Annotated in this window: 22 protein-coding genes; 20 read left to right on the forward strand and 2 right to left on the reverse strand. The window is 34.6% G+C overall.

What is annotated here, in order from left to right:
* Positions 1–3 precede the first annotated feature (3 nt).
* The 17 genes from OZX59_RS00180 to wecB all read left to right on the forward strand — a co-directional run bounded on the left by OZX59_RS00180 (position 4) and on the right by wecB (position 13,209).
* A complete protein-coding gene (locus OZX59_RS00180) occupies positions 4–1,995 on the forward strand; it encodes a hypothetical protein (RefSeq protein WP_277126133.1) in 1,992 nt (663 codons plus the stop codon).
* Between the two features lie 60 nt (positions 1,996–2,055).
* Complete coding sequence (locus tag OZX59_RS00185; RefSeq protein ID WP_277126134.1) at positions 2,056–2,178, forward strand: hypothetical protein; 123 nt, start codon at positions 2,056–2,058, stop codon at positions 2,176–2,178.
* Positions 2,179–2,296: 118 nt separating this feature from the next.
* The gene (locus tag OZX59_RS00190; RefSeq protein WP_277126135.1) at positions 2,297–2,560 is read left to right on the forward strand and encodes a type II toxin-antitoxin system prevent-host-death family antitoxin; all 264 of its coding nucleotides are present in this window, start codon (positions 2,297–2,299) and stop codon (positions 2,558–2,560) included.
* Positions 2,553–2,819 (forward strand): Txe/YoeB family addiction module toxin, encoded by a 267-nt coding sequence (locus OZX59_RS00195; protein ID WP_277126136.1) that lies wholly within the window; start codon positions 2,553–2,555, stop codon positions 2,817–2,819. The genes OZX59_RS00190 and OZX59_RS00195 overlap by 8 nt, the downstream gene beginning before the upstream one ends.
* A gap of 61 nt (positions 2,820–2,880) precedes the next feature.
* Complete coding sequence (locus tag OZX59_RS00200) at positions 2,881–3,213, forward strand: hypothetical protein (protein ID WP_277126137.1); 333 nt, start codon at positions 2,881–2,883, stop codon at positions 3,211–3,213.
* Positions 3,214–3,225: 12 nt separating this feature from the next.
* On the forward strand, positions 3,226–3,636 hold the full coding sequence (locus tag OZX59_RS00205; RefSeq protein ID WP_277126138.1) for a hypothetical protein: 411 nt from the start codon (positions 3,226–3,228) through the stop codon (positions 3,634–3,636).
* A complete protein-coding gene (locus tag OZX59_RS00210; RefSeq protein ID WP_277126139.1) occupies positions 3,629–4,699 on the forward strand; it encodes a GH25 family lysozyme in 1,071 nt (356 codons plus the stop codon). Before OZX59_RS00205 ends, OZX59_RS00210 begins: the two co-directional genes overlap by 8 nt.
* A 125-nt stretch (positions 4,700–4,824) precedes the next feature.
* Positions 4,825–5,631: a HipA family kinase gene (locus OZX59_RS00215; protein ID WP_277126140.1), complete on the forward strand. Its 807-nt coding sequence runs from the start codon at positions 4,825–4,827 to the stop codon at positions 5,629–5,631.
* A gap of 2 nt (positions 5,632–5,633) precedes the next feature.
* Positions 5,634–6,449 (forward strand): DUF3037 domain-containing protein, encoded by an 816-nt coding sequence (locus OZX59_RS00220; RefSeq protein ID WP_277126141.1) that lies wholly within the window; start codon positions 5,634–5,636, stop codon positions 6,447–6,449.
* A 409-nt stretch (positions 6,450–6,858) separates the two neighbouring features.
* Complete coding sequence (locus OZX59_RS00225; RefSeq protein WP_277126142.1) at positions 6,859–7,329, forward strand: hypothetical protein; 471 nt, start codon at positions 6,859–6,861, stop codon at positions 7,327–7,329.
* A 2-nt stretch (positions 7,330–7,331) separates the two neighbouring features.
* Positions 7,332–8,042, forward strand: a complete 711-nt coding sequence (locus tag OZX59_RS00230) for a GntR family transcriptional regulator (protein ID WP_277126143.1) — start codon at positions 7,332–7,334, stop codon at positions 8,040–8,042.
* 133 nt (positions 8,043–8,175) lie between these two features.
* Positions 8,176–8,607 (forward strand): PTS sugar transporter subunit IIA, encoded by a 432-nt coding sequence (locus OZX59_RS00235; RefSeq protein ID WP_277126144.1) that lies wholly within the window; start codon positions 8,176–8,178, stop codon positions 8,605–8,607.
* 9 nt (positions 8,608–8,616) lie between these two features.
* Positions 8,617–9,099 carry a PTS sugar transporter subunit IIB gene (locus OZX59_RS00240; protein ID WP_277126145.1) on the forward strand — a complete coding sequence of 161 codons (483 nt, stop codon included), beginning with the start codon at positions 8,617–8,619 and terminating at the stop codon, positions 9,097–9,099.
* Positions 9,100–9,101: 2 nt separating this feature from the next.
* On the forward strand, positions 9,102–9,893 hold the full coding sequence (locus OZX59_RS00245; protein WP_277126146.1) for a PTS sugar transporter subunit IIC: 792 nt from the start codon (positions 9,102–9,104) through the stop codon (positions 9,891–9,893).
* On the forward strand, positions 9,883–10,713 hold the full coding sequence (locus OZX59_RS00250) for a PTS system mannose/fructose/sorbose family transporter subunit IID (RefSeq protein WP_277126147.1): 831 nt from the start codon (positions 9,883–9,885) through the stop codon (positions 10,711–10,713). The genes OZX59_RS00245 and OZX59_RS00250 overlap by 11 nt, the downstream gene beginning before the upstream one ends.
* A gap of 13 nt (positions 10,714–10,726) precedes the next feature.
* Positions 10,727–11,731 carry an SIS domain-containing protein gene (locus tag OZX59_RS00255; protein ID WP_277126148.1) on the forward strand — a complete coding sequence of 335 codons (1,005 nt, stop codon included), beginning with the start codon at positions 10,727–10,729 and terminating at the stop codon, positions 11,729–11,731.
* 335 nt (positions 11,732–12,066) lie between these two features.
* Complete coding sequence (wecB, locus tag OZX59_RS00260) at positions 12,067–13,209, forward strand: UDP-N-acetylglucosamine 2-epimerase (non-hydrolyzing) (RefSeq protein WP_277126149.1); 1,143 nt, start codon at positions 12,067–12,069, stop codon at positions 13,207–13,209.
* A gap of 57 nt (positions 13,210–13,266) precedes the next feature.
* Here wecB and OZX59_RS00265 read toward each other — a convergent pair whose 3' ends face one another.
* Both OZX59_RS00265 and OZX59_RS00270 read right to left on the reverse strand, forming a co-directional pair.
* A complete protein-coding gene (locus OZX59_RS00265) occupies positions 13,267–13,782 on the reverse strand; it encodes a GtrA family protein (RefSeq protein ID WP_277126150.1) in 516 nt (171 codons plus the stop codon).
* Positions 13,775–14,221 (reverse strand): flavodoxin domain-containing protein, encoded by a 447-nt coding sequence (locus OZX59_RS00270; protein ID WP_277127021.1) that lies wholly within the window; start codon positions 14,219–14,221, stop codon positions 13,775–13,777. The genes OZX59_RS00265 and OZX59_RS00270 overlap by 8 nt, the downstream gene beginning before the upstream one ends.
* A gap of 142 nt (positions 14,222–14,363) precedes the next feature.
* Between OZX59_RS00270 and map the strand changes: the two genes are divergently transcribed.
* Genes map through galU form a run of 3 tightly spaced genes read left to right on the forward strand, consistent with a single transcriptional unit; the run spans position 14,364 to position 17,081 of the window.
* The gene (gene map, locus OZX59_RS00275; RefSeq protein WP_277126151.1) at positions 14,364–15,191 is read left to right on the forward strand and encodes a type I methionyl aminopeptidase; all 828 of its coding nucleotides are present in this window, start codon (positions 14,364–14,366) and stop codon (positions 15,189–15,191) included.
* A 6-nt stretch (positions 15,192–15,197) separates the two neighbouring features.
* Positions 15,198–16,130 (forward strand): YihY/virulence factor BrkB family protein, encoded by a 933-nt coding sequence (locus tag OZX59_RS00280; protein WP_277126152.1) that lies wholly within the window; start codon positions 15,198–15,200, stop codon positions 16,128–16,130.
* Between the two features lie 48 nt (positions 16,131–16,178).
* Positions 16,179–17,081: a UTP--glucose-1-phosphate uridylyltransferase GalU gene (gene galU, locus OZX59_RS00285; protein WP_277126153.1), complete on the forward strand. Its 903-nt coding sequence runs from the start codon at positions 16,179–16,181 to the stop codon at positions 17,079–17,081.
* The last annotated feature ends 137 nt before the right edge of the window (positions 17,082–17,218 follow it).

A 17,218-nucleotide genomic window follows, 5' to 3' on the forward strand; every position in this document is an offset into this window, starting at 1 on the left:
TTGATGTCAAAATATAATAAGACTGTGTTAACTAATGCAGGAATCGAACTAGTAAGACGAGTCAATGCTGGTAAAGCTAAGTTCAGCATTACTAAGTGTGCAACTAGCAGTGAAAACTTATCCAATAAAAGTATTACTGAACTGCAGGAATTAACTGAATTGCCAAGTATTATGCAATACGGTGAAATAGCAGATATTACAGATTCAGCTCAAGACAAGGATACTGTAATTGGGGCTTTGCTGAAATTCAATAACAAGGGCTTAAAAAATGGCTACAATATCAATACTCTTGGATTATATGCTAAAGAAGAGGGCGCCGATCAAGAATTTCTATATGCTGTAGCTACTACTATTGATCCAGAACGTATGCCGGACTTTACCGACAAGGCAATGTTTCAGTTTAATGTGACGGTATACGTAGTAGTTGGCCAAACTAGTAATGTTACGGTCAATGTTACTGAAGATGGAGTTGCAACCAAAAAAGATTTAGTTGGATTAAAAGGTGAAGTAGACAAAAAGGCTGATAAAACTGATGTTACAACTCAGGTTAGCGATGCAGTAACAAAAGCAAAAAAATACACTGATGATCAGGCTAAAACAAAAGTTGATGTAGACACCTTTAATACAGCTTTAAAGGCTAAAGCGAATAAAGATGAAGTAAATAGTGATTTAGCGGGTAAGGTTGATAAGACTGAATTTACTACTTTTAAAGATACTAATGATAAAAAGTTAAATGCAAAAGTTGAAAATATAGAATTTACTAAGTTCAAAACTGATAATCAAAAGGTCTTAGATACAAAGCTAGATAAAGCTACTTATGAAAATGACATCAAACAAGTTGGTAAAGTAAAGTCTGCCTCAATTAATGGTAGTGAAAAAATTTCACCAGATGCAACTGGTAATTTAGACTTAAAAGTCGATATACCAGTAACCAGCGCCAATGGTCAAAAAGGTGATGTACAGATCCCTGTTTTTGCTCCTAACTTACTAACTGGGACTAGTGATGAATTACAAACCATAGGTGGTAATGGCTTGCTTTCCGATAAAAGTGTGTCAATAAAAACTGGTGAAAAGTATACCCTCAATGCTTGGATTGATAACACCAAAGGAAACTCTGGTGATGACAAGGTCTCAATTTGGTATTTGGATAACACTGGCAAAGCTATCACTATGAGTTCAGGTAATGCTATAAGTGATGGTCGAGCTGGGTATTCTAGTGTTACAGTAATTTTTACTAATTCAAATGTTGTAAAGATAACCGCTCATATCAGTGGTGGTGCAGTACCGGTCAAGGAAGCAAAACTAGCTAAGTGGCAAGATACTAACACGCCACCAGATATGACTTGGTTGCCTAATTCAGATGATGCAAATCAATATACAAATGATAATGTGGACAAGTTACCTAAAACAGTCAATAAGAAAGCACCTGATACTACTGGAAATATAGATATTACTGCTAGTGATACAGGGGCATATTCTAAAGTACAGACTGATACGGAATTGGCTAAAAAAGTTAGTACTACTGACTTTAATAGTTTTAAAACTACCAATAGCAATAATTTAGCAAGTAAAGCACCTAAGACAGATATAGATAATCTTAGTTCTCAGTTTGATAAGTTGCCTAATACTTATCAAACTAAGTCGGCTGCTTCTAGTCAATATAATAGTCTAAGCAATGATATTACTGCGGTCCAAAATCGTGCTGTTACAGCAGAAAATAACTCCAAAAGCTATACTGATAACCGAATATCTGGAATATCCATCCCCAATATGAACAATTATTATACTATTAGTCAAGCCGATAGCAAAGTCAATGCTGCGGTTAGAACCAAAGCAGAACAAAGTGATCTTAATTCGGTAAAAGTTACTGCTGATAAAGCTTATAAAGAAACGATTAATAATTATGATAAGATTGTAGTGAATTCAAATAGGATTGCTAAAGCATTGATGGATATTCAGAATATGCAAAAAACAATAGACAGTTTGAAATCCTAAATGTTTAAACTAAACCCATAAAGTAATTTAGCTTAATTAATTAAGAATTGAGGTGATTAAATGGTAAGTCAAGAACATTCTATAACTGCTAAACCAACGAGAGAATTACAGCGTTCAATTGATAGTCGTGATTATATCCATTTTGATGATCCAGAAGAAGGATTTAAGTGGTTGAATGATTAGTTTATATGCAGACTTATTTAAATAAAGCAATTTAGCAAAATAGCTAGATTGCTTTTAATTGACGTACATAAAGCCGCACGGTATAATTATATTAATTAAAATGAATTGAGGTATTTTCATGGCAGATATAGTTACACCAACTAAAGCACGGTCGAATTTATATGGTTTAATTAATGAAGCAAATAGAGATGCTAAACCAGTAATTATTGCAGGAGCAACTGATGAGAAGAGTGCGGTTTTAATCAGTAAACGTGAATATGATGAATTGCAGGAAACCTTGGCTTTGGTGGCTAATGGACAATTGCAGGATGCGATAAAACGTGATGATGAAGATGATGAAGCAGTAGATTTAGATGAAATGATAGCTGAAATTGATGGATAGTTGGCAGATTAAGATCACACCGTCTGCTAAAAAGGATTTAAAAAAGCTGCTTAAAAGTAACTTACGTGAACGATTTATCGAGATTGAGCGGACTTTAAAGACTAATCCGTATTCACCAATTCAATCTTTTGAAAAATTAGAACCGTCAGGTCGAGATTATTATTCAAGAAGATTGAATGGCAAGCATCGTGTAGTTTATAAAATTAATAAAGAGGATAAAACGGTTGAAATTTTATCCTGTTGGTCACATTACGAATAAAGCAATTTAGCAAAATAGCTAGATTGCTTTTTTGATTGGAAAGAAAGCAGGTGTTATATTTTTGCAAGAATTTTGGGATTTCATCATGCAGTCTGGCATCGTGCAGTTTATTATCGGGCTGTGGTCAGGTCATAAACGCAAAGTCAAAACTAATGAGCAATTGCTTGCACAGATTCCTGAGATAGTTGAAACCGTCAATCAATTAAAGGCTGGAGAAGTTGAAGACTTGCACGTTGAGTTGGACGGTCTTGCTCATACTATAATCAAGCAAGGTTATTCAACTGATGAGCAATTCATCAGATTGAACCAGATATATGGTGTCTATCACAGTCTTGGCGGCAATGGACTTGGTACGAAATTATATGAAGAAGCTAAGGAGCTTCCAACAAAATAAAGGAGAAATCTTATGAGTACAAAAGAAATTTTTGATATTATTTACGCACTACTTTTTGTAGTAGCGATTTTGGTAGGCGTTTATGCTACTAAACACACAAGCAACAACAAGCTGGTCAGCACTGTTGAGAGCTTGGCTGCCGCATTTGTTCGGCAGTACGAGACCACTGACGCTAGTGGTAGTGCCAAAATGAAAGCCGTCATTAACTCGGTATCTGAGACTTTAGAAAAGTCTGGTCACAAAGTAGATCCAACCGTGATCGCAATGATTGAAGCCTTTGCTGAAAAAGAAGTAGCTAAGATGAACGCGGACAAGCCAGTAACAGTTACACCTACGATAGATGAAGACACAGCTAAGTCAGTCGATGGCTTCAATGAAGACGAAGTAAAAGACCTCACTGAAGGGGTTGATGCTGATGCCTAAGACACTAAATGGAGTTGATGAGGCGAGTTACCAAGCAGGTATCGATAACGGCAAAGTAGCAAGTGATTTCGTTATCGTCAAGGCTACAGAGGGCACAGGCTACACCAATCCTGCTATGACTAGCCAATTGAATAGCGCTAAAAAAGCTGGTAAAAAAATTGGTTTATATCATTTTGCAGACGGAGCTAACTATCAGGCTGAAGCTGATTACTTTTTAAGGACGGCTAAGCCCTACCTAAAAAATGCAGTGCTGGTACTTGACTACGAGGGTGCTGTTGTTCCCATGTGTGGCGTATCTTGGGCTAAAAAGTGGCTGGACTATGTCTATAAAAAGACTGGTACTAAGCCACTAATCTATATGGGACTGGCTGACGAAAATGCTTATGACTGGTCATCGATTTCTAGCAAATACTATCTGTGGGTTGCCCAGTACAACACAATGTCGCCACAATACGGCTATAAGCCACGCAAGCTATATGGCACACTGCGTAACTGGTCGGAAAGTAAGCTAGCCATTTTTCAGTACACCAGTACAGGTCGCTTATCTGGCTGGAATGGCGACTTAGACCTCAACGTGTACTACGGAAAAGGCACTGATTGGAATAAACACAGTAAAAATGATACGAAAGGAGATAAAGAAATGACGTGGAAAGTTAAAGTGCCAATAACTGCTATGGGCGGCTTTTTAGTCACTAAGCAAAAGGGTGCAACCATCTGGAGTGGACCAAATAACGAGAAGAAAACCGACACCTTGAAGTACAACAAGGTACGAACGGTGACTGACTTTAAAAATGGTTGCTTTTATAAGGTCAAAGAAGGCTGGATAGACGGACGCTGCGGAATTTATAAGCCAAACCCCCTATACTCAAACTCGCATATCCACTGTATAATTGAGGTCACTGGTTCAGCTAAAGGCCATGCCGATGCAGGTGGTCCAGTAACTGGTCGCAAGTTTAAGAAAGGTGACAGATACAAAGCATATCAGCTTAAAGATGGCTATCTAAAAATTGGCGCTGGAAAAGACAAGTGGATCAATGGCGAAAAAGTAAAAATTATACTATAAAGTAAAACCCGCTCTGGAGATTAATTTCTCTGGGGCGGGCTTTTTGTGCTTAATAATAACATCGACAAAAGTAGAAATTATGTTTATAATAATTAACGGTTTTATTCAGAAAGGAGGTGGTGAAGTTGATAACTGTTGAAAAAATTATTGAACCGAACAAAAATGGTAGAACTCATCCTTTTACAGTTTTATGTAACGATGGGCTTGAATATGTAATAAAAATGAAGAATGATTTTACGAATACTCATAAAGTTGAATTCAATGAGTTAATTGCATATAGATTAGCTAAATTGATGAATTTATCAATTCCTACAGCTAAAATAGTTTGTCTATCTCAAAGTATAATAGACTCTGATGCTAATTTGTCTGGTATACAAGCAGTCTCAGGACCATGTTTTGCAAGTGAACTTCGTAGAGGTACTACTGCACTAACAAGAGATCTTTTTAATGCTGCAAAAAATTTGAATGAAATTCCCAGCATGTTTTTATTTGATGAAATAATATTAAATGATGATAGATGGTCAAATTGGGGAAATTTGTTTTATGATGTAAATAGCTCTAGGATACTTTTAATAGATCATTCTGATATTTTTATAAATGGACAAATCTGGACTAGTTATGAATTAAATAGTTATCAATGTTTACCACCTACTACAGTTTCTTTGGATGGTCGTAATTATGAAATAGCAAAAGACTATGTTAAAGGTCCTGCACCATTTGAATCAATTGGAAAGGTAATTAATAGTCTTAGCGACAACCAAATTAATAATTTGTTCAAAGATATACCCATAGAATGGCAAAAGAATGAAGAAGATGTTTCTACTGAAGATATTATTGAATGCAAAAAATTTGTGTTATTTCAATTAAGAAATTATCCTAGTATCTTAAATGAAATACATAAGTATTTTCCATCTTGGAAAGGAGGAAAGTAAAAATGGTTAATGATAAATTTAAAATGTACTATTCGGTATGCCAATATGTTCCAGATCCAATTAGACATGAAGCAATGAATGTGGGTATTGTATTTCATGTTCCACAAAAACAATATAGCAAGTTTTATCATATAAGAGGAACTAAGAGACTGACTGCTTTTGATGACGAATGTAATATTGATTTTGTTAAATTAATGTATAAATCACTAGAATCTGTATTTAATATGTGTGATATAGATATTAATAATGATTTTGAGGATATTTCAAAATCAACATTTTTGTCAAGTAGAATAAAATATTATGCCAATACTTTCCGCTTTTTAGATGTATCGAGTATTTATACTAGCTCTAATTCTTTGCGTGAAGATATAGAAGTTCTTAAAAAAACATATCTTTATTATGATTACAAACCTAATAAACGAATTACAGATGCTAAACTAACTTCTTATATAAGGCGGCAAGTTAAACTGAATAATCTTAATGATCAAATTACTGTTTCAAATTTGAAAACCAAAGAATTGGTACCAGAAAAAGTTTTTACTTTTCAATCAGAAACTGAGTTTATAAAAATCATGACTAAGGATTATTCTAAACCAAACTATTTGTCTGATAAATTTAAAATATTCATATATAATTTAGGTACTGTCAAAAATGAATTAGGCGATAAAACATTACGAATTATAACTGACGATGGCAATGACAATCAGTATGATAAAATGATTTATGAGTTTGCTGATGAAATTAAGAGCTTAGATTTTGTAAATGAAATTAAACTTGATAAAGCTCAAAGTTACATTAATCGGTTAGCTAATAAATAAAAAATATAAATACCGCTCTGGATGATAAAGTCTCTAGAGCGGCGTTTTTTAGTGTTATACTGTATTTGATCAAGTTCGGGGGCCCTAGGAGTTAGGTGTCGGACTACAAACGCCGTTCATTAAATTGAGCGGCGTTTTTGTTAGCCAAGATGTTAGCCAACTTTTTTATTTCTTATACTTTCTAAAGGCTTCTTTAAAGCAAAAAAGCCTTTATATAAGCACTTCTGCTTACTAAGGCTTTCTAGAATTTTAATCTTATAGATCACCGGGGTCATTAATATGATATGTAGATAAGTATAAAAATCATCTATACTAGGTAGGTATGGATGATTTTTTGATTGCTTCATGTTTTTAAATAGTGTATTTTATATAAATATATAACTAATTATTTAAATAGGAAATATAATATATGAGATTTATTAATTTAAAGGAATATCATACGCCACTGTCACAAAAAAATACTGATAATGTTGTACTTGAATTAGTCTCTGATGAAACTATAGCAAATTCTAATTTTTATTCGACTATTTTTCAGAAGAAAATTACTAATTTTAGATCACGGATTTATGTTTTAAAAGAGAATTTTGAACCTATTCAATTAGTAAAATCAATAATACCTAATGATATGATAGAACATTGTGATCAATTGGCTGTAGAAAAAGACATAGAAGCGGAAATAGACAAAGTCTTTTTAGCAGATAATATAAGTGAAAAAATAATGTTAACTTGGGCATCTGCTCAAGAAATGAAGTTATTATCTAAAACGTCTGATTTTTGTCAAATTCTAGTTCGTAGTTTAAAAATAAAAAACAGTCAAAAAGAAATAATTAGGTATGAAGAGGAATGTTTCATGCCTGAGCATTTTATTTTAAGGAAATAAGCATGAGTAAATTTCTTTATGAAGAAGCTAAAACTAAAATATTAGATTTAATAATTAAAAACGAAGTTGCACCAAATACTCGTATTTGGAATGAACGGATACTTTCACAAAGGTTAGGTTATAGCCGTTCAACAATTAAGCGGGCAATTAATTCGTTGGTTAGTGACAATGTATTAGAAAAGCGTCCTGGTTCGGGAACGTATTTAAAAGGAGCTAAATTAAATAATTCATTGGCTATTGGTGATAGTTCACCGAATTCATTTACACAAATTACTAGAATAAATCAAAAAACTGTCTCTAATCAAGTTGAATCTTTTAAGATGGTCTATCAGGATCCAACTAAAGAAAATTTATTTGCACCACAAACTGAATTTTATGAGTTAATTCGAACTAGAAAAGCCAATAATAAAATAGTTGCATTGCAAAAATCATATTTTCCCTTTAGACAATTTTCCGATGCGCATAGATATGATTTTGGTAAATTATCTTTATATGATTATATGGAATCTAAAAAACTTAAACCACATCATTTTAAAACGACTATTAAAGCTGAATTTGATAATGATATTGCAAGTAGAATGAACTTAGTTAAGGAGAAATATTTATTATTGTTTGAATACTTAGGCTACACAAGAGAAGATGAATTAGTAGAGTATACTTTATCTTGGTATGATCCTAATGTAGTTAATTTTGAAATGAAAATCAGGTATTAAAATTATAATTGGTTCGCTTATTGGTTCGCTTTTAAGAGCTATTTGAAAAAATGGCTCTTTTTTTGTTGCCTGTAAGCGATTGCTGTATTACTCTAATTGATAGTTAAAAGTTGTCGAAAGGAAAGGAAAATTAATGGAAATTGTGTTAGCTAGCCATTCTAATTTGGCTAAAGGAATGTATGATTCTGTTACTCTAATTATGGGGAAACAGCAGAACTTGCATTACATTACCGCCTATGTGGATGATAATGTGGATTTTAAGAACCAATTAGTTGAAGAAATAGAACCAATTAAGGATCAGAAAATAGTTTTTGTGACGGATATTATTGGTGGTTCAGTCAACAATAACGTTATAGATCTGACGTCTCAGAATGAAAGCTATTTCTTAATATCTGGTATGAATTTACCATTGATACTGGAATTGATTACTAAGGTTTCTAGTATTAAGGATTTAGATTCTGTAAATGAAATTGAAGAAAATCTTCAGCAAGTAGTTGAGCTTGGTTCGTCTGGTATTAAATTAATTAAAGTTGATAATAGCTTTACTGAAGAAGAAAGTTTTTAGGTGTGAATTATGATTGTAATGACAAGAATTGATTATCGTTTATTGCATGGTCAGGTAGCATTTGCTTGGACCAATAATCTGTCAGCTAATGCTATTTTAATGGCAAATGATGCGGTGGCAAAAGATACTTTTCGGAAGAAAACATTTATGATGGCTAAGCCAGATAATGCAAAATTAATCTTTAAATCAATCGCAGATTCTGCAGCTGCTATTAAAAGTGGTGTGACGGATAAATATCGTGTGTTTATTGTAGTGGAAAACGTTGCTGATGCTTATAAATTAACTAAATTAGTACCTGAAGTAAAATTAATCGATCTTGGATTATCGTCTAAAAAAGATGATTCAGTTAATATAGCTAAGTCAGTCTATGTTACACAAAGTGAAATCGATCAGTTATCTGAACTAGAGAATTCAGGAGTTCGTGTAGTGGTTCAACAAGCTCCAGCAGATAAAGACGTTGAATTTCATAACTTGATTGAGAAGAAGGAGTAATTATGGCCTTACAAATTATAGGGATATTTGTAATATCACTGTTTGCCAATATGCAAGACTTTTTGGGCTCTTCGTTTATTGGACGACCAATAGTTACAGGTTGTTTAATTGGTTTGGTTTTTGGTGATATTACTGAAGGACTAAAAATGGGTGCAACTCTGGAACTAGCCTTTTTGGGACTAATGGGCGTTGGTGCGACAGTGCCACCTGATGAAATAATTGGTGGTATTTTAGCGACTGCATTAGCATTAAAGAACGGATATGGTGTCAATGTTGCCTTAACATTAGTATTACCAATTGCTACTTTGGGATTACTAGTTAAGAATTTACTATATGTAGTTATCTTTCCAGCAATGGCTCACAAGGCTGATAAATATGCAAGTAATGGTGATGCTACTCGTGCAGGGAATATGCACTTGTGGGCATCAGGTATACGGGTTCTGTTAATGGCAATTGTCACAACCGTTTCTTTTGCAGTTGGTAGTCAATTTGTTGGTGCGTTTATTAAGCTTATTCCTAAGGCATTGATTGATGGAATCACTATTACTACAGAAATTTTACCAGCAGTTGGATTTGCTATGTTAATTAATATGTCATTTTCAAAAAAGGTTGCACCATTTTTCTTTCTTGGATTTGTTTGTGCAGCATATATGAAATTGGACATGGTTGCAGTGTCGATTATTGGCGCAATTATGGCCGGTATTATGTATTTAATTATGGAAGAAATTAAGAAGAATGCTGCTTCAGTGTCGAATAGTCCAAGTACTGGGGAGGTACAAGAAGATGACTTCTAGTAATAAGGAAAATCCAAAGAAATTAACTAAAAAAGATTTGCGTGGTATTTTTTGGCGCAGCATGCCCATGGAGGCTTCTTTTAACTATGAGCGAATGATGAGTATGGGATTTGCTTATACGATGACGGGCATTATTAATAAGCTATATAAGAGTAAAGAAGAACGTAAAGCAGCAATTTCTCGTCATTTGGAATTCTTTAACTGTACATCAGCTACTTCGCCATTTATTGCGGGTGTTTTAGCTTCGATGGAAGAAAAAAATGCTTCTGATCCAGAATTTGATCCGTCTGCGATTAATTCAATGAAGACAGGATTAATGGGTCCCTTATCTGGGATAGGTGATTCTGTTTTTTGGGGTAGTCTAAGGATTATTGCCAGTGGAATTGGTGTTTCACTCGCTCAAAAGGGTAACATCTTAGGACCTATTTTGTTCATATTACTCTATAATGTTCCTAATTTATTAGTACGTTACTATGGAACTATGTGGGGCTATAAATTAGGAACTACATTCCTTGACAAAATGTCTGACGGCTTAATGAATACAATTACATATGTTATCAATATTTTAGGAAATACTGTAATTGGGGCAATGGTAGCTTCAATGGTAGTCATTAAAATACCGCTTGCAATTGGTGGTGGGAAAAATCCAGAAACAATTCAAAGTATGTTAGATTCAATTATGCCAGATATGTTGCCATTAGCTCTGACCTTTTTTATTGCTTGGTTGCTAAAGAAAAAGCATGTAAAGATGATGTGGATTTTGTTAGCCATTCTTGTTGTTAGCGTCTTAGGTTCATTTATGGGCTTCTTAAAGCCCTAGTTAAGGAGAAAAAATGTATTTTAACAGAACGGAATTTATTAATAATTATGATCGAGCAGTTGATCAGTTAGATCATGTGGCTCAAGTTTCGACCGAAATTAAAAAGTTAGAAATTAAGAAGATCTTTTTTACAGGTTGTGGAGGTGCTTTTACTAAATTTGTTGATTTACGACCAACTATGTTCAAGCAATTAAATATTCCATTTACTATTGTTAGTCCTGAAGAATTAGTTGACGTATATTTGACAGACTTAGATGAGCATACATTAGTTGTTTCTGGAACAAAGACTGGTACAACAACTGAACTCCTTAAATCGCTGAATACTATTAAGGATAAATCTCCTAAAACAATTCAATTAGGTTTTATTGGTGATGCTAATAGTGAATTGGAAAAAATGGGAATTTTAGACTATCAATTTAATTCAGTTGATACTGATGCAAATTTAATTGAACTTGGATGGTTTTTAGAAGTATATAGTGGCGCAGCTCAAGTCCAAGATACTGTTGCAGCTCAAAAGCAATTAAGTGATTTGTCACAACATTTAGCTGATAAGATTGAAGCTCTAGTTCCTAAAAGTGTTAAAAAAGTTAACGAGACAGATTTATCAGAAATGCAAATGTGGGTTTCTTCTGGTTACGCATGGGGCGAAGCTTGTTGTTTTGCAAACTATATATCTGAGGAAATTGAACGCATCAAGTCACAATCAGTTCATGCAGGTGAATATTTCCATGGTCCTTTTGAAATCACTGATCAAAATCAATGTGTAAATGTTGTGGTTAATAGCGGTACAACGCGTGATATAGATTTACGTGTAGTTGATTTTGCCAAGAAATTTGCTAAGGATTGCTTCGTAATTGACCTAAAAGATTTTGAATTAACAGATTTACCTGATAATTTAAAGTCATTCGTAGAACCATATGTGTTAAATCATTATTTTGATGTATTATTAAATATCTATGCAACTAGGACTGGGCGAACTTCAGCTACTAGGCGTTACTATCGATTAATGAACTATTAATATAAATCTTTAAATACGTGATTCTATTAGAACCGCGTATTTTTTGTTTACATCCCCAGAGGGTCATGCATTATCTTGATTACTAATAAACCACAAATACCAAAGCTAATGAGTGCGCACAAAAACAAAATGCGTCTACTCTTTTTAGTAAGTTGGTTGTCAAAGCTGTAAACTAGGCAAAAACTAGCGATAATGATTAATAATCCGGTAATTAATAATAAGTTGAAATTCTGTCTCATCTTGGTGCACTTTCTTTGTATTTACTATAATTAAAGCATATCAGCTTGTTTTTGAGTTAATAAATCGAGTAAAATTAAAGGGACATGGAGGTTTTTATGACTAAAATTAAGGTAATGACGGTTTTTGGGACACGACCTGAAGCGATTAAAATGGCACCCTTGGTACTTAAATTAAAAGACAATCCTAATTTTGATGAAGTAACGGTAGTTAGTGCGCAGCATCGCGAAATGCTTGATCAAGTATTGCAAATTTTTAAAATTATTCCTGATTATGATTTTGATATTATGAAGCAAAATCAGACACTCGAAGAAATTACTGCCAAAGTAATGATTGATTTAGCTAAAGTAATTAAGCAGGAAAATCCCGATCTAGTACTAGTACATGGTGATACGACAACCAGTTTTGCGGCTAGTCTGGCTAGTTTTTATGAACAGACAACAATTGGTCATGTTGAGGCAGGCTTGCGGACGTGGCAAAAGTATTCACCATTTCCAGAAGAAATGAATCGGCAAATGACAGATGATTTGGCGGACTTATACTTTGCGCCGACGAAGTTGAGTAAGGCCAATTTACTGCAGGAAAATCATCCAGCCAAAAATATTTTTATTACTGGCAATACTGCAATCGATGCACTTGAACAGACGATTCAACAGGATTATCATCACGAAGTGCTAGATACGGTAAATCCAGATCACAAAATTATTTTAGTGACTATGCACCGTCGTGAAAATCAAGGCGAACCAATGAAACGGGTTTTCAGAGTGATGAAACAGGTAGTTGATAGCCATCCTGATGTCGAAATTATTTATCCCGTTCATTTGTCACCGCGAGTACAAGAAGCGGCTCATGAAATTCTCGATAATGATCCCAGGATACATTTGATTGCGCCATTAGATGTTGTTGATTTTCATAACTTAGCCAAAAGAAGTTATTTTATCATGACGGATTCTGGTGGCGTTCAAGAAGAAGCCCCATCGCTAAATAAACCTGTTCTTGTTTTACGTGATACTACTGAACGACCTGAGGGTGTCAAAGCTGGAACTTTGAAGTTAGTTGGTACCGAGGTTAGCAAGGTGAAGTCTGCAATGCTTGATTTGTTAGAAAATCAGGCGTCTTATGAAGAAATGGCTAATGCACAAAATCCATATGGGGATGGTCATGCTGCAGAACGTATTTTAGCAGACATTCTGTATTACTTTTCAAAGCAAAAAGGTCAACGACCAATAGATTTTGGTTAAATAAATTATTTTGACCAAACTAAAAAAGCTAAGATTCATAATTGAATTTTAGCTTTTTTATTTGAGATGTCTTTTTTTACTGGCTTCAATTCGTCTAATTCGCCGTTTAGTCCGCTCAATCATCGTCATTTCTTGTACCTGAAAGACTGACCGAGTGGTCAAATAATTGAAAATACCAACAAGTACTTGGTCAATTACCTTAATCAATAAGGCGTTAAGGTGTAACCAAGAAATTCCCAGTGACATAATAATTTGGTCAGGAATTAAACTGATAATTCTGTAAGTAAAGAAAATAATCAGTTTATGCCAAGTCGAGTGATCTCGGTCAACGTTATTAATGAATACAGCCTTTTGATTGAAGAAATAAGAAGCCAAATTTGAGATAATAAAAGCAATAATATTAGAATAAAATACTGATCCACGCCACCATTTATGTAACATCATAAAAACACTGGTATTAATTAAAGCAGCTATGAAGCCGAAGACCATGTAAACGAATAAATTTCGATGACGCTTGATTAAGTTAATCACCTGGGATACGATATTCGTTTTATTTGGGGAATTTCTACGCATTTAACTTTTCAGCCATTTCTTTTGCGGCGGCATCAATTGCTGCAATTGATGTTTCATCTGGTTCATTTTCAATAGTTACAGGTTTAGTAACTTGTGTTGCGCCAACCTGCTTAAACATTTTTTCAAAATCAAAAACGTTTTCGCAAAAATGGTCAGCGTATGTTTGGTCGCCGCTGCCCATGACGGCAAAGTGTTTATCATGTAAATCCAATTCAGCCAATTGCTCATAAAAATCAGCAATATCGTCAGTCATTTTACCTTCGCCATAAGTGTATGTGACAAAGACGCATAGATCACAAGTCAAATAGTCGCTGGCATCGGTAAATTCTGCCTCACTAGTTTCAACTTCAAAATCATAGTCTAATAAATCTTCTTCTAAAATTTCCGCCATGTCGGCGTCATTGCCGGTCATGCTAGCGTAGACAATTCTAGCTTTCATGCTTGTCATACCTTTCATTTCTTGATTTTATCATTCATTATAGTATTATACCTAATTTAGGGGATTTAATGAATTTCTTTAGTAAACTTTTAAAAAAAGCTATAATGTAACTAAGTAAACTTTTACAAAGGGGAAATTAATTTTGATTACAATAAAAACCGTTCGTGAACTTAAAGGAATGCAGGCATCTGGTCATTTACTGGCATCAATGTTTGAAGGACTGCGTGAAGTGATTAAGCCAGGCATTACTACTTGGGACATTGAAGAATTTTGTCAGAAGTTTGTTAAGAGCCGTGGTGGCCGTCTTTCAGAGCAGGGATTCGAGGGCTATAAATATGGAACCTGCATTTCAGTCAATGATCAAATTGCTCATGCTACACCGCGCAAAGACACTGTGCTGCGTGAGGGTGATTTAGTAAAGGTGGATGTGACTTGTAATTTAAACGGGTTTGAAAGCGACTCTTGTACAACTTATCCTGTTGGTGAAATTTCTAAAGCAGATCGCGATTTAATGGAAACTACGCGTAAAGCCATGTATTTAGGAATTGATCAGGCAGTTCTAGGCAATCGAATTGGTGATATTGGCGCGGCTATTCAGCATTATGTTGAAGATGAGCATCATTATGGTGATGTTAAGGAACTTGTCGGCCATGGGATTCAACCAAGTATTCATGAAGATCCGGAGGTGCCGCATTGGGGTAAAGCTGGACATGGCTTACGTTTGCGCGAAGGGATGACGATTACTTGTGAACCAATGGTAGAAGCTGGTGGTGATTGGCGGATCGAACAAAAGAGCGTCAGTGATCCTAATGATGATTGGGTTTATTATGCCACGCCAGATGGTTCTAAGTCTGCTCAATTTGAACATACTTTTGCTATTACTAAGGATGGTCCTAAGATTTTAACCTTGCAGAAACCGTATGATGGTTATGAAAAGTATCTGCCGCACTTCGATGAACTGGATGAGTAAATTCGTATGTCTAGTAAAAGCCAGACTGCTGGCCAACAATTTGTTCAATTTTATAAAAATTTGTCACTCAGATTTTCACGTGGAGAAGTACTAACTAGTGCAATTGTAATTGCTTACTATATTTTGTTTTCAATCTTTCCAGCTATTATCATTATTGGAAATGTTTTGCCATTGTTTAATATCGATACGGCACCTATTGCAGGCTATTTGAAGTTGATTTTTCCTAGTCAGATTACCGAATATATTATGCCAATTGTTAATTCCTTACTCAAGAGCAATTCAACTGGTTACATCTCATTTGGTATTTTGGTGGCAATTTGGTCGGTTTCGTCATTAGTTAATGCGATTAGAATTGGCATGAACCGGATTTACGGAGTTCGTTCTACTGAACTTAAACAAAGTTGGCGAATAACAGTTTTTACTAGAACATTCACAATTCTTTTGACTAATATCATGATTATTATTGTAACTTTACTCAGTTTGATGTTGATCTTTGGTCAAGAAGCGCTGGAATTTTTACAACCGTTTCTTGCTTTTCCGGTAGAAACAATCGAAAAGATTTTTAATTATCGCTATCCCGTCTTAGTGATTATTTTACTTAGTATTTTGTATTATTTGAATTATGTTTTGCCTAATATTAAGCTCAAAAAACGCGTTATTTGGCCTGGTGTTTTTACTACTCTGATTAGCTGGTGGCTTTTGTCATCTTTATTTGGTTTTTATTTGCACCATTTCCATATAAGTTGGGAAAATTACGGTATAGTCGGTACTTTTATTATTTTTATGTTGTGGCTCAATTTAGCGTCAATCTTTCTATTACTCGGAACCTGCGTTAATGCAGCCTTGGTGGCCAAGAATACTGCCAATGTTCAATACTCTGCTGGAAGATTAGCGGAGTACTTACAAAGAAAGCGCAATTATAAACGCTCGCATAATTAGATAAAATTTGTTATATTATTTAGAAACACTAAAAGAAAAGAGTACACTATGAAAGTAAGAAAAGCTATTATTCCGGCTGCAGGGTTAGGGACAAGGTTTATGCCTGTCACTAAAGCAATGCCTAAGGAAATGTTACCGATCGTTGATAAGCCAACAATTCAGTTTATCGTAGAAGAAGCTAAAAATTCAGGTATCGAAGATATTTTAATTGTCACGGGTAAAAATAAACGTCCGATTGAAGATCATTTTGATTCTAATCCAGAATTGGAGCAGAATTTACAAGAAAATGGCAAGACCGGTTTACTAAAGATGTCGCAAGAAATTACTCAGCTAGGGATTAATATTTATTACACCAGACAACCCTATCCAGCTGGATTAGGCGACGCTATTGCTCGCGGCCGCAGTTTTGTTGGGGATGAGCCATTTGTCGTTATGCTAGGTGACGATTTAATGATGGATAAAACGCCGCTTACTAAGCAGTTGCTTGACCGTTATGCTAAGACACATGCCTCGACAATTGCGGTGATGCCAGTTCCACACGAAGAAGTTTCTAAATATGGGGTGATTGAACCTGAAAATGAGATTATGCCAGGTTTGATTAACGTTAAATCTTTTGTCGAAAAACCTGATATTGATAAAGCTCCAAGTGATTATGCGATTATTGGGCGTTATCTGTTGACACCGGAGATTTTTGATGTTTTAGCTAATCAAAAACCTGGTCGTGGTGGTGAGATTCAATTAACGGATGCAATTGATACCATGAATAAGACGCAGCGTGTCTTTGCTCATGTTTTTAAAGGTGAGCGCCATGACGTTGGTAATAAAGAAAGTTATCTGGAAACTTCAATTGAATATGGGCTTAATCATCCCGAAACTAAGGATGCATTGCGCCAATATGTTATTGATTTAGGTAAGAAATTGCAGAGTCAAGATTCAAAACATAAAGCATAATGATTTAAGACTGCCTCAAAATTGAGTGCAGTCTTTTTGCTTGTCAAAATCTTATTATGTGACGAATTGATTAGCTGTAAATGGCACCGAAAAGGCTAAATAAGTTGTAAAGGATTTAAATAAATGATTCGTAATGC

The organism is Lactobacillus sp. ESL0681 (genome assembly GCF_029392835.1).
Classification (GTDB): domain Bacteria; phylum Bacillota; class Bacilli; order Lactobacillales; family Lactobacillaceae; genus Lactobacillus.